The organism is Streptomyces sp. UNOB3_S3 (genome assembly GCF_020740895.1).
GTDB lineage: Bacteria > Actinomycetota > Actinomycetes > Streptomycetales > Streptomycetaceae > Streptomyces.
This window is the reverse complement of record NZ_JAILXP010000210.1, coordinates 1-12,614: the sequence shown is the minus strand read 5'-3', so window position 1 is coordinate 12,614 and position 12,614 is coordinate 1. Positions and strand designations below refer to the sequence as shown.

Sequence of the window (12,614 nt, the reverse complement as noted above, 5' to 3'; positions counted from 1 at the left end):
GTAGTAGACCGCCGCCACCTCCCCCAGCTCCACCTCGCGGCTGACCGTCCGCAGCCGCCCGCCCCACATCGGGCCCCTGGCGCCGATGCGGGCGCCGAAGACCAGGTCCGACCCGATGTCGGCTGGGTCGACACGGACGACGGGCACCTCACGCTCGTTCAGCGTCTCGATCACCCAGTCCGCGGTGACGTCCTCCAAGGACGTGATGACCAGGACGAGGGGAGCCACGACGGCCTCAGTCCGATTCGTAGTCGGTGGTGACGTCGTCCTGTGTCTGCGGCTGCGGGTCCTTGCCGTCCCCGCCGCCCGACATCGACGCCGTGCCCTTGGTCTCCGAGCTCCCGTGCTTGCCCATCTCGATGACCTGGCCGCCGGCGTCGGTGTAACAGGCCATCTGCGTGGCGCCGTCCAGCACAACCGCGGTGTACGACGGCGGGCCCGCCAGCAGCCGGTCGGTCACCAGCCGCATCGCCCACGGTGCTTGAGCGGTAGGAGTCGCCATAATGCTCACCCTTCCCCTCTCAACGAAGCGGAAGCCCTCGCCTCCGCACGGGGAAGAATCCTCCCTGTGGACCGGCTGCGGCCAGTACGGTAGATGCCGCGAACCGTGGCGAAAAAACCACGCTCCGTCACGCAAGAGTCGGGGAGGGCGAGACGGCGATGACCGGCAGATCCAGCAACCCGCACCTGGCCCTGTGGGTAGCCGCCAGCGGCCTGTCCCACGGGGAGATCGCCCGTCGCATCGCTGCCGAAGCCGTCCGCCGAGGCCACCGGCAGATCGCACCCGACGCCACCTGCATCCGCCGCTGGATCGACGGCGAACGCCCCCGCCCGCCGGTACCCGAACTGCTCGCCGCCGTGCTCTCCGAAGCGGTCGGACAGCCCCTTACTCCCGGTGATCTCGGCCTGACGGCCGCCGGGGCGGTGCTGGATACGATCGCCCTCCCGCTGCTGACCGAGGCAGCCGCCCAGACCCTGGCCGGATGGACGCAGATGGACCTCTTCCTGGACCGCCGCGACACCCTCAAACTCGCCCTCGGCGCCCCGCTGATCCTCGCCGCCGAACGCATGCTCGGTGGCACCGCCCACGCCATGGGCCACGCCACCAAGGGCTTCGACGCCGATACCGCCGCCGCACTGGAGGAGGTCACCGCCTTCTTCACCACGGCGGACGCCGCCAGAGGCGGCGGCCTGTACCGCTCGGCGATCGTCGCCCAGCTCGCCGAAGCCGCCCGCCGCATCGAAAACGGCGTCCCGCCCTCCCTGAAGACCCGGGTCTTCGCCGCGACCGCCGACCTGGCGGCGCTGGCCGGGTGGGCCAGCCATGACAGCGGCCGCTACGCGACCGCCCAGCGGTACTGGTCGTATGGCATCTACGCCGCCGGCGAGGCCGGGCAGCGCGACCGCGGGGTGGAGATCGTCACCCGCATGTCCCACCAAATGATCTACCTCGGCCACCCTCGCGACGCCCTCGGCCTGCTCGGCGTCGCCGCGAAGAAGGCCACCCTGCCCGCCACCAGGGCACTGGTCGCCTCCCAGACCGGCCGCGTCCACGCCGCCCTCGGCGACGAGCACCAGGCAGACCGGCACCTCGGCACCGCCGACGACCTGGTCGCGGACGGCCTGGGCGACGTGCCGGACTGGGTCGCGTACTTCGACGCCGCCGAGCACGCCGGCGCCCGCGCCGTCTCCGCCCGAGACCTCACCCAAACCGGACACGACCGCAGCCACAGGACGGCGAGCCGCCACTTCACCGACGCCCTCGCCCTGCGCAGGCCCGGTTTCGACCGGGTCAAGGTCATGGACCGCGTTGGTCTGGCCGCCGCTCTCTTCGACGAGGGCGAGCCGGAGCAGGGCGCCACCGCGGCCCGGCAGGCTCTCGACGATGCTGCCCGCGTTGACTCCACCCTCGTCGCCTCCCGACTGAACACCCTGCTGGCCGCCGCCCGCCCGTACGGCACCGCTGCGGTGGAGGCGGTCCGTACCCGGGCGGCGGATCTCGCGGCTTTCCGACCGACGACGGTCGCGGCTTGAGAGCATCGACTCCATGGGCAAGCATTCCCGGCCCGGGCCGCCGAACCAGCCCTCCCGCGCCGTCCCCCGCCTCAACTCCGACGACCAGCTCGCCGCGTACAACAAGCGGCGCCGCCCACCACTGGACATCTACCGCCGCCACCGCCCACTCCACGGCGGCGCCAGCCACCTCCGCCCCGACGAACCCAGGGCTCTGGAGGAGTGGGACGGGTTCTCCTTCGTCCCCGCCGGTACAGCGGCCGATCTCAAGGCGGCCCAGCAGTGGGTAAGCGAACGGCTATTCGACCAGTGAAGGGTCCAGTGGGGAACCCTGCCTGTGAACCATCGTGTGCAGTCGGAGCGCGCCGGGGATCCGCGTGGCGCGCCCCCGGGTTCACCAGCGCATGCCGAGTGCGTTGAGGTCCGCGCGGCGTTGTTCGGTGAGTTTGTCGGCGCGTTTTCTGATGTTGTCGAGGGCCATGCCGAGCTTGATGGCTACAGGCTCCTCGGCGCCGCCCTGAGGGCTTGTCGGCCCGCCTTCCGCGAGGTGCTCGATGTGCTTCCTTGGGACGTTGAGGTGTCCTTCGCGGGCGTGGAACTGCCGTGCTGCCCGGAGGTTGAGGGCCCATTTGTCTTCCTGTGTGCGTTTCACGGGTCGTTCGTGTTCTTCGGCCGGGGTGAGGCCGAGGACGTTTTCGAGCATCCATTGCTGGACGGGCAGGAGGCTGTCCCAGTTGAACCGGCAGGCTGTTGCCCAGCGGCCGAGGTCTTCGCCCTGCACGATCACTTCACCCGGCACCGTGGGGACCGTCCCGCCGCCTTCGGCGTGTGCTTGTGCGAGGCGGAAGCAGCGCTGCCACCCCGTGTCCCACACGGGGCACCAGCCCGGGTCGATCTCGTCCAAGGCGTCCCGCCGTGCCTGGGTGAGGGCTTTGGCGCTGGATTCGACGGGGAGTCCGGCTTCGCGGCGTTCGGCGATGGTGTCCGCGAGCCGTGCGGCGGTGCGCATGTTCTTGGCCCAGGTCCCGACTGGGTAGCCGTCCCAGACGGCGGTGGCTGGCGGCAGGAAGTGCCCGTGGACTGCAGCCCAGGCCCGGGCGGCGGCGAGCCCTTCCTCGAACGCGACGTCCTGGTGCGACCAGACCATCCCGAGCCCGTCCAGCTCGGCGACCCGGTCCGAGGCCAGGCGTCCGGCCTTCCTGAAGCGCCGCTGGTCCGCCAGCCACGTGCCCAGCGGAAACCCGGCCGGCGACCAGCTCTGTAGCGTGACGAGGCCGTACGGCACCCGCAACTGCGTGGCGCCGGTCTCCTTCACGTACCGCATCACGGCCTCGATCCCGCGGCGCCAGAAGGCGTTCTCCGGCTCGATCACCCGCAGCTTCACGAACCGCGCCAGCAGCGCCGGGTCCCGCGGCGTGCTGAACTTCAGCAGCTCCCGAGCGGGCGCACTCGGCCCCGGCTCACCCTCGGGCCGCTCCTGGCCGCCTTCGCCGGCCTCCTCGGCTTCCTCCTCAGGCTCGTAACTGCCGCTGCGCACACGAGGGTCGGCGAGTGCCTCGATGGTGTCGGTGTCGTGCGCTCGGAGTGCTCCGAGGATCTTCGCCAGGGTGCTGTAGGCCGGAGAGGTCAGTATTTCGTCTGGACTTTCACCCGGCGCGAGGAATACGGGAACGATCAGCGAAGCGATTTTTCCCTCGCCGGGTTTCATCCGGAGCGCGCGGCCGACCATCTGCACGATATCGACCATCGACCCCCGCGCATCGCAAAATGCAACGGAATCACAATTCGCTGTATCGACCCCTTCGCCCAGTACTTTCACGGAGCTGAGCACGCGCAGAGCGGCTGGCCGCAGCCCGTCCTCGTCCTCGATGACGTCGGAGGCGAACTCGTCCAGCACGGCCCGTCGGTGTCCGGGGGCGTGGTCGCCGTAGAGCCAGTCGGCCCAGACCCGCTCCGGCGCCGGGAACCGGTGCGGATCGTCCTCCCAGAGCCGCCGCGCGACGTCGACGACCCCGGTGGCCATGGCCTCGGCCTCGGTGACCTTGCTGTGGAAGGTCAGCATCTTCCGTAGCTGCTCCTGCGCCGCCGCTGTCAGGACCCCGGTCTGCAGTGCCGCCAGCCGCGCCCCGCGTACCGCGTCTGAGCCGGGGCCGGCGACTTGGTGCGCCTCGTGGAGCTCGGGGTCGGTGATGTCGACGCACACGACTTGGTACGGGGCGACCAGGCCGCGGCTGACGGCCTCGGACAGAGTGAGCTTGAAGGCTACGGGCCCGAAGATGGGGGAGTCGGGGTCCATGCTCGCGATCAGGCGGGGCTCCTCGTCCCGGCCGCCCCCGGTCACTTCCCAGATTCGGGCGGTGGCGGTCATGTAGAGCCGGCGGGCTGCTGGGATCCTGGTCTGGTCGTGTACGGCTGCCCATGGCTTCCCCGCGTCCCCGCTGGTCCGATGGGCCTCGTCCACCACCATCAGGTCCCACACACCCAGCCCCTGGGCGTGAGCGCGTTGCAGGATGCCAAGGCCGACGGCAGCGTAGGTGGCGAACACCGTCACCCGCTCCACCCCCTGAACCCAAGCCAAGAGCTCGGCCGGATCCGTCGTGCAGGGCACGCCGTCGGAGTCCTCGGCTCGTAGCGAGCAGAGCCCGATCATCGCCCCCGTACGGCCGTCCTCCCGCCACGCGGCCGCGGTCTGTGTCAGCAGGTCCAGAGTCGGTACCAGGACCAGCACCCGCCGCGCGGCCAGCTTTTGGGCGACCTCAGTGGCGATCAGCGTCTTGCCCGAGCCGGTCGCGGCGATGACCTGGGTCCGCAATCCCTCGGCCGGCATGTGCCCGCTGGCGGGTGACTGCAGAGCGCGGAGGACAGCATCGACCGCCTCCACCTGATGCGGAAACAGTTCTTTCCCCGGCATGCAATTTGCCTTTCTCGCTCGCGCCTGACGTCTTTTCGGGTTCGCTAGAATCCGGTTATGCCGGAAATCTGGGGGCCGGGCAATTGGATTTCTATCTTCTTCGTGAATGATTTCTCGGGCCGCGCTTGACTGTGAATCTGGGTGTGTTTGTCCTCGGTCTGTACGAGGTGTCCTTGGGCGGGGTGTGAGCGTCTGGTTTGGTGTGTTGGAGCTGCTGGGGTCATCGGAGTGACGTGTTGCCGGGACGGCGGGGTGCAGGCATGCTGGACAGACTGGTGCAGATTCCTGAGCGGCGGGGCATTTTAGTGGGCTGGTAGTAATGGGGCGGGTTCTTTCCTTAAGTTTCCTGTATGCGCGGGCAGTTGGCGGATAGTGCCTGGTGGGGGATGGGTACTGGGCGTCGATGCCGGGAGCAGGGCATGGCCAAGACGGATTTCTTCAGCGGTGGTGGCCCGGAGGGTGCGGGTGAAGTCCCGCTGGTGCCTGGGGGGCTGGGGCGCGAGCAGGCGGTGTCGCGCCTGCTGGCGCTGGAGGAGCGCGGGGAGCTGGACGCGGAGCATGTGCGGCTTGTTGCCTCCTCGGCGGGGGTGTCGCTGAAGACGGTACGCAGGTGGCTTGAGGTGGGCCGTGAGGGCCGTACGGGCCCGGTGGAGCGGGACCGTTTCCGGATCACGGATGAGCTGCACGGCCAGCTTGTTGCGTGGTGCGGGAACGCGGCCGCAGTGCACCGGGATCTGGTGGCCGAGACCGAGCGGGCGCGCGCCGAGGGCAGGCAGGTGCCGGATGTTCCGTCGTTGGCGACGTTGCACCGGGCGATCCGCCTGGACCTCAATCCCGGGCAGCGTGCGGCTCTTGCGGGCGGGGAGCGGGCCCGGCGGCGTCATGACGTGCATCTGCGGCGCCCCCGCCAGTGGCGCAATGCCTGCTGGGAGGCGGATCACAAACACATCCCCGTCGAGGTACTCCTCGACGGCAAGCTGGTGTTCCCGTGGGTGACGTGGTTCATCGACTGCGCAACCGGCGCGGTCCCGGGGGCGGCGATCACGCCGCACCAGCCCTCGAGGGATGCGATCCTCGCCGCGCTGCGGATCGCGTTGTCGAGAGACGAGGACCCGACGGGCCAGTACGGGCCGATCGGCGGCCTGCCCTCACTGGTGCGGATCGACCGTGGCGCCGACTTCCTGTCCGCGACGGTGGCCGACGCGCTCGGGCATTTCGCGGTGCCGGTGCAGGACCTGCCCGCCTACCGGCCGGATTTGAAGGGGTCGATCGAGAACCTGAACCGGTGCGCGCAGAAGATGTTCTTCGCCTCGCTGCCCCGCTACACCCACGCTCCGTCGTTGCGGCTGCGCCCAGGTGCCCGCGGCAAGGGTGCCGACAAAGCAGCGCCGCTGTCGTTCGCCGAGTTCGTCCGCCTGCTGCTCGAGTGGATCACCTGGTGGAACACCGAGCACACCTCTCAGGCCCTGGGCGGCCTCCCGCCGCTTGAGGCGTGGCGGGCCGACCCGACCCCGATCGAGGACGTGGACCGCGCACTGCTGCACCGGTACACCCTCGCCGACGACGGCCGCACCCGCACGCTGACCGCGAGCGGAGTGCGCTTCAACAAACGCTATTACGTGGGGGAGTGGATGCACGGCGAGGCGCAGGCGGGATGCAAGGTCCGCGTCCGTTTCATCCCGCACCACGATCACGAGATCGAGGTGTACGACGCGGCCTCGGGAAAGTATTTGGGGCCCGCGCATCCGTCCGACGCCGCCACGCCCGAGCAGCGCAGGGCGCACAGGCGGCGCAAGGCGTCCGAGAAGCGGCGCCTGGCCAAGGCGTTGGCGGCCGCCTCACGCCACACGAGGGACAGGTACGCGGCGGTCACCGAGGCCGAAGCGCCCCGGCGGCTGGGCGCGTTGAGCGCGGCCGAGGCAGAGCGGGTGGCCGAGCGGGAGCGGCTTTCGGATGCTGCCGATCTCGCGCTGCCCGACCTGATCCCGCCCGCCGCGCCGCCCGATCACTGGGCGACTCCGGCCTCGCTGCGCGCCAAGTGCCGGCCCGCCGAGCCGTCTGGCGGGGCCGGTGATGACGAGAGGGGAGTGGAGCAGTGACGGGCCAGTTGCCTCCGGGGGAGGGGGACCACTATCTGTACCGGAGTCTGCCGGGTGCGCAGGTGGTGTCCACCAGGCCGCTGCTGGCGGCGCGGGAGAACATCGCCGACACGGTGGCGGCGCGGGCGATGATGTGCGTCTACGGGGCGGCGGGCTGCGGCAAGACCCTCGCGGTCAACTGCGGCCTGCGCGAGCTGGAACCCGCCGAGGAGGTACGGCAGATCACGTTCCGCGACCGCACCACGGCCCGGGCGGTCCGCTACGAGATCTTCACCGCGCTTGGTCTGCAGGGCGACGCTCCCGCTCACCCCTCCGAGTTCGACCGACTCCTCAAGGACGCGCTCGCGACGAAGCCGCGCACGCTGGTGGTAGACGAGGCGCAGTGGCTCAACTCCGAGGCGTTTGAGTACTTCCGCTACCTGTGGGACGACTACGCCACCGAGCTCGCGCTCATCTTCGTCGGCGGTCCCGGCTGCTACTCGGTGCTGCGCAAAGAGCCGATGCTCGCCTCCCGGGTCTTCATCTGGCAGGGCTTCAAGCCGCTGACCCGCGCGGAGGTAGTCGAGACGATCCCGCTGTTCCACCCGGTGTGGGCGAGCGCGTCGGGCGAGGACATCCTCTGGACCGACGAGCACGCCGCGCACGGCAACTTCCGCAACTGGGCCTGGCTGACCGCCCAGGTGCTGCGTGGCCTGAAGCGTCTGGGCCGTGAGCAGGTGGACCGCGACGTCGTGCGGTGGACGTTCAGCCACCTGGGCAGCAACGGCTCTGTGGGGGAGGACTGATGAGCTCTGCTGCCCGGACCACCCGGGCCGCACCGTCCCCTCGCCGCCGGCGTGCCCCCGCTCGCACTGCGCTTCGCCGTCAAGCTCCTGCAGTACCCCGGCACTACCTGTCGCTCACGGGCGCCGAAACCGTACCTCTGCCGTGGTTCGCGGATCTGGCGCGCGGCCTGGAGCAGACCGTCGGCCAGCGGGCGATCATGTGCCTGTCCGGGAACGCCGGCGTCGGCAAGACCTTCGCCCTCGATACCGTGCTCGCCGCAAAGCCCCGGCCCGCCCGCCGTGCGCGCCTGGCCCGCCTGGTGCCCCGTCCCGCTCCCACCCCGTTGTCCCTGCGCTCGGACCTCGCCGACGCCCTGAACCTTGAGGCACGGCCGAAGGATCCGGGGGTCTTCGACGCGGCGCTGCGCGAAGCGCTGGCCGCCCGCGACCATCTGCTGGTGGTGGACGAAGCCCAGCGCCTGGACGGGCCCTGCTTCGAGTACCTGCGCTACCTCTTCGACGATCCCCATGCCCGTCTCGCGATCGTGCTGGTGGTCGGCGAGCGCGGCCAGGCGGTGCTGCGCCGCCAGAAGATGCTCGCCTCGCGCACGGCCGTGTCGCTGACGGTGCCGCGCCTCACCCCCACCGACGTCACCGAGGTGATCGGTCGCTTCCACCCGCTGTGGCACGGGACCGACCCCGGCGCTCTGACGCGGCTCGATGTCCGCTGGTGCCACGGCAACTTCCGCCGCTGGGCACAGGCCACCCACCACGCCCTGCGCCTGCTGGACCAAGCCCCCTTACCCCAAGGCGCGCCCCGCCCGCTGCTCGAGGACGTCCTGGACACCACCTTCCCGCCGCGCGAAGAACCTTGAGATGGGCACCCGCACTGCCCTAGCCGGACCGGTCACGCTGATCTGCGATCCGGATGACGACGCCACGCGCACGCGCTTGGCCCTGGCCGCGCACGACCCGGCCGCCGGACACGTCGCGGTGGGTGCCCCTCCCGGCAGCACCGCCCGAATGGCCCGGGACATCCTGCGCGCCCTGGACGTGACCGGTCACCGGGCCACGGCCTTCAGCGGACATCTGGCCACCGCCCCAGGCCGTGCACTGCTGAGCGCGTCGGCCTTGGCCGAGCTCACCGAGCGCCGTCTGCTGGATGCCCGCTCCACGGCGTGCATCCCCGTTCTCCACCCGGACCTGCGCTTCGCCCTCGCCCTGCCCGAGTCGTGCCCCCTCGCCGGGAGTCCCACATGAGTCGAAAGGTCATCTATCCGGCCGCGCCGCCGGTCACCGTGCTCCTGGACCCCGCCGACGACGCGGACGTCCTGCGCGCCGCGCTGGCCGCGCACGATCCGTCCGCCGGCCGGATCACCGTCCATCCCACGCCCGCCGCATCCGATGCCGCGCTCGTCCTCGACATCCTCGCCGCCCTCGGTAAACCGACCGACCTGCCGGGTAGCGGGGGCATCGCAGGACCGTCCGCCTGGATCCTTGCCGCAGCCTGGATCCTCGCCCTGCCCGATGCCCGGCTCACCGTGCTGCGTGCCCACCTCCTGGACGAGGCAAGCTGGTCCCACCTGCTCACCCTGCGCACGCGTACTGGCGTACACCTGGTCGCCGTCTGCCACACCCGGCGACCACCCGCCGTCATGCGCACCGCGCTGCGCCCCGTCGAGCACCACACGGTCTCCACCGACCACGACCTGGGCGACCTGCTGGCCCCGGCCCCCACCGCCCCTGCGCCACCGAGCTGCGCAGCCGAGGGCCGCTGGATCACCGTGCCCGCCCTGGCCTACCTCGCCTCCCACCACACCTTCCCCCGCTGCTCCTGCACTCCGCCTCCAGCCCGGCACCCCTACGTGCCCGAACGCGCCTACAGCATCGACCAGATCGCCCACCGCCTGGCCACCCGTACCGCCTACCCCCAGCTCGCCGGGGCCCTGGCCACCGCCGTCTTCACCGGCGCCCCCATTGCCCAGCTCCATACCGTCCGCGTCGGCCACCTTGATGACGGCGCCGCCGCCCTCGCCCTCCACGACTCCCGCCGCACCCGCCGCCCGGGCTTCACGGCTGACTGCGGCATCTACACCGTCCCCGCCTGGGCCAGGCCCTTCCTGCTGGCTGCGGCGAATCTGGTCCACCTGTCCCCGCGCGGAAACAACGCGCTCTTTCTCACCGGCCCGCTGCAGACCCTGCCGTACCTGACTGACTTCGCCGAGCGCTGCCGCCTGCGCCCGCCTCAGCCCGCCCCGCCCTGGCCGCGCCGGCGAACCGGACGTAAACGGACCGGCCCGCCCGAAATCCAGTGGTACGACGGCATCAGCGCATCCCGCTTCGAGTACGTCAGCTACGAGCAGTGGCTGCACACCGCCGGCTGACAACCGTGCTCGAACCGCCGCCGCCGGGACGCATGCCGTAGGCTGACCGACATCACGGCCAGGGAGACGGAGGTCAAGTGCCCCAGAAGAACGTCGAGTTCGGCAAGTACGGCGCTCGTGGCATCAAAGGCAGCGACGCCGTGGCCCGCCGCCTGGACGTCCTCGTCGGCTTCATTGCCACCCCCGTCACCGCCAAGCGCGGCCTGCTCGCCCGCCTGAACTACCTGACGCGATCCACCCGGACCCTCCAGATTGCCCGCCAGCTGGGACTGACCGTCACCGACCGCACCCTGAACGCATGGCTGAACGGAATGCAACGACCCACGAAGGCCAACCTGAACCGCATCGAGACGGTCTACCGCAGGGTGCGCCGCCACCACGTCGCCCGCCACCTCCTGGTGCGCCTCAACTCCGGCGGCGGTACCCGCGTAGAGATTCACCCCCTCAACCAGTCCCAGGTCGCCCGCCCGCACCAGCGCGTCGTCTCCTACCGGAAGATGAACGTGCGTCGCTGGGACGCCATCGTCACCGCCTGGGCCAACAACGACCCCCGCGCCCTCGACGACGCCTGGACCACCGGCGTCCTTCCCGACCTCGGCTCCCAGTGGGGCCAGTACGAATACGTCGCCAACATCGGATTCGCCGCCTGACGGGAAGCCACTCCGCATGCCACGCCACCGGATCACGACTTCTGTCTGCTTGAAGGCGCACCCGGCCATTACGGACTATTCAGTAAAATCCTTCGGCGCCCGCTTCCCGGCACTGCCACGGAGGCCGCATATGCCATTCCCGCACTGGACCACCAGCACCCCGGTCCTGACTGGCACCATCAGGCACGACTGTTCATCGGGAGAGCATTGCGATCTGGCCGCGTTCTATCCCGCTCCTGGTGACGGCCGGATTCGGTGAACGCCAGGTGGCCCAGGCAGCTGCTGGCTAGGCTCGGCGTCATGCCGTCCTTCGCCCAGGATCCCCGCCACCACAAACTGGTCGACGTCCTTGTCCCGCTGCTGCGCCGCACCGTGCCCGAAGAGGCCGGCAGCTGCGGCGGCTCGTACGAACTGCGCGTGACCGCACAGGAGGCGGACGAGCTGGGCGGGGTGGACCTGATCCGCTCGGAGATGCGCAAGGCAGCCCGCTCGCCGGGCTGGTCACGGCTCCAGACGTACGGCGGCGTGTACGGGAGGGCGGCCGTAGCCGGGGTGGTCGGACCAGCGGGAGATCCCCGAACCGTTCGCGGCGGCGGTGGAGGCACACCGGCTGGAGCGCGGGCGTGCGGCGGCCGAGACGATCTCGAGGAACATGCAGGACGGCGAGCACCGCGCCGTGCCGGGATCGGTCTTCGTGACCGCGCAAGAGTTCCGCGCCGCCTACGCCGCACAGTGAACGGGGTACCGCGATGAAGCGCGAACGTGCGACCCGCCTGCTGCACGACATGATCGACCGCCTGGAAAAGGGCGGCTGGCCGCTCAACCTCGTCGAGGAGATCTACCTCTTCGGCTCCTACGCCCGCGGCGCCCTGGAACCCAGCGACGTGGACCTCGTCGTGCAGCACACCGACCCGAAGTGGCTGAGCCACTCCCTTGATGCGTCGATCAACGGCCGCGACTCCTACATTCCCATGAAACAGGCCCTGCGGGGGCGCACCCGCGGCCTCTCCTTCCAGTTCCAAGAACGCGACCACCTGCGCGAAGACGAGGGCTTCGAACTGATCCTCCTGTGGCAGCGCGGTGACTCCTTCAGCCTTGCCCGCCAGCGCATCGCCGAGATCACCGCTGATCCGCAGGCCAAAACCGCTCCCAGAGACCACATGCTCGACGCGTTCACCGGCCTCGCCCAGGTACCACCGCGCCCCGTCCGCATCGAGCTCCACGAACTGCACACCGCGGGCAGGATCACCATCACCCGGATCGACCTGCCTGACGCCGTGCCCACGGACGAACAGGCACGGCGCCACATCCGCCGGAGGTGGATCGAGACCAGCCCGCTGCGGCGTGCCGGGGCTGCGGCCGTGGCCTGCCTGGAACAGCACGGTACCAACCCCTCCCGCATCGAACTCCACAGCCAGCACCTCCACCACCGGGACCACGCCGTCGACTGCTTCGTCGACCTGGGCTGGAGATACTTCTTCGCACTCAAGCGCTACCTCGACGACCACCAGAGCTGGCTGGAGGTCCCCACCCCCCATCCGACCAAGCCCATGGAAGCGCTCCTCATCCGGCCGATCAAGCCGTGATGTGGGCCAATCGCCACGACACCGCACAGGCCCTCCCCCGGGTCTTTCCGGTACCCAAGTGTCCTGCCCGCGCCCCCGGGCATCACCATGCCCGCCTGCTCATGCCACGCCACCGGATCAAGACTTCTGCTCCCATCTCGTCCGGCGCGGGAAGATGAGCCCGTCCGTTGCCGCCGTTTGCCGAGGTTCTGCCCCATGCCACCCACC

12 protein-coding genes and 1 pseudogene are annotated in these 12,614 nt (G+C 70.3%); 9 read left to right on the top strand and 4 right to left on the bottom strand.

Going from position 1 to position 12,614, the window contains the following annotated elements:
- Together K6I33_RS21905 and K6I33_RS21900 are read right to left on the bottom strand one after the other, a co-directional pair.
- A pseudogene (locus tag K6I33_RS21905) lies at window positions 1–228 on the bottom strand (hypothetical protein); the annotation flags it as partial.
- 7 nt (window positions 229–235) lie between these two features.
- On the bottom strand, window positions 236–502 hold the full coding sequence (locus K6I33_RS21900) for a putative ATP-grasp-modified RiPP (RefSeq protein WP_229355615.1): 267 nt from the start codon (window positions 500–502) through the stop codon (window positions 236–238).
- 158 nt (window positions 503–660) lie between these two features.
- Between K6I33_RS21900 and K6I33_RS21895 the strand changes: the two genes are divergently transcribed.
- Both K6I33_RS21895 and K6I33_RS21890 read left to right on the top strand, forming a co-directional pair.
- Window positions 661–2,034 (top strand): Tat pathway signal protein, encoded by a 1,374-nt coding sequence (locus tag K6I33_RS21895; protein ID WP_229355613.1) that lies wholly within the window; start codon window positions 661–663, stop codon window positions 2,032–2,034.
- A gap of 13 nt (window positions 2,035–2,047) precedes the next feature.
- Window positions 2,048–2,326 carry a DUF6087 family protein gene (locus K6I33_RS21890; protein WP_229355610.1) on the top strand — a complete coding sequence of 93 codons (279 nt, stop codon included), beginning with the start codon at window positions 2,048–2,050 and terminating at the stop codon, window positions 2,324–2,326.
- A gap of 81 nt (window positions 2,327–2,407) precedes the next feature.
- Here the strand turns inward: K6I33_RS21890 and K6I33_RS21885 are convergent, their stop codons facing one another.
- Window positions 2,408–4,924 (bottom strand): DEAD/DEAH box helicase, encoded by a 2,517-nt coding sequence (locus K6I33_RS21885; RefSeq protein WP_229355608.1) that lies wholly within the window; start codon window positions 4,922–4,924, stop codon window positions 2,408–2,410.
- A gap of 419 nt (window positions 4,925–5,343) precedes the next feature.
- Between K6I33_RS21885 and K6I33_RS21880 the strand changes: the two genes are divergently transcribed.
- The 6 genes from K6I33_RS21880 to K6I33_RS21855 all read left to right on the top strand — a co-directional run bounded on the left by K6I33_RS21880 (window position 5,344) and on the right by K6I33_RS21855 (window position 10,821).
- Complete coding sequence (locus K6I33_RS21880; protein WP_229355606.1) at window positions 5,344–7,023, top strand: Mu transposase C-terminal domain-containing protein; 1,680 nt, start codon at window positions 5,344–5,346, stop codon at window positions 7,021–7,023.
- Window positions 7,020–7,808 carry an ATP-binding protein gene (locus K6I33_RS21875; RefSeq protein ID WP_229355603.1) on the top strand — a complete coding sequence of 263 codons (789 nt, stop codon included), beginning with the start codon at window positions 7,020–7,022 and terminating at the stop codon, window positions 7,806–7,808. Before K6I33_RS21880 ends, K6I33_RS21875 begins: the two co-directional genes overlap by 4 nt.
- 197 nt (window positions 7,809–8,005) lie before the next feature.
- Window positions 8,006–8,662: an ATP-binding protein gene (locus K6I33_RS21870; RefSeq protein WP_229355602.1), complete on the top strand. Its 657-nt coding sequence runs from the start codon at window positions 8,006–8,008 to the stop codon at window positions 8,660–8,662.
- 1 nt (window position 8,663) lies between these two features.
- Window positions 8,664–9,047, top strand: coding sequence for a hypothetical protein (locus K6I33_RS21865; protein WP_229355600.1), 384 nt, complete (start codon window positions 8,664–8,666; stop codon window positions 9,045–9,047).
- On the top strand, window positions 9,044–10,171 hold the full coding sequence (locus tag K6I33_RS21860; protein WP_229355599.1) for a hypothetical protein: 1,128 nt from the start codon (window positions 9,044–9,046) through the stop codon (window positions 10,169–10,171). The genes K6I33_RS21865 and K6I33_RS21860 overlap by 4 nt, the downstream gene beginning before the upstream one ends.
- A gap of 77 nt (window positions 10,172–10,248) precedes the next feature.
- The gene (locus tag K6I33_RS21855) at window positions 10,249–10,821 is read left to right on the top strand and encodes a transcriptional regulator (RefSeq protein WP_229355597.1); all 573 of its coding nucleotides are present in this window, start codon (window positions 10,249–10,251) and stop codon (window positions 10,819–10,821) included.
- Between the two features lie 501 nt (window positions 10,822–11,322).
- Here the strand turns inward: K6I33_RS21855 and K6I33_RS21850 are convergent.
- Window positions 11,323–11,475, bottom strand: coding sequence for a hypothetical protein (locus K6I33_RS21850; protein WP_229355595.1), 153 nt, complete (start codon window positions 11,473–11,475; stop codon window positions 11,323–11,325).
- A 95-nt stretch (window positions 11,476–11,570) separates the two neighbouring features.
- On the opposite strand from K6I33_RS21850, the gene K6I33_RS21845 reads away from it, so the two are divergent.
- On the top strand, window positions 11,571–12,407 hold the full coding sequence (locus K6I33_RS21845) for a nucleotidyltransferase family protein (RefSeq protein ID WP_229355593.1): 837 nt from the start codon (window positions 11,571–11,573) through the stop codon (window positions 12,405–12,407).
- The last annotated feature ends 207 nt before the right edge of the window (window positions 12,408–12,614 follow it).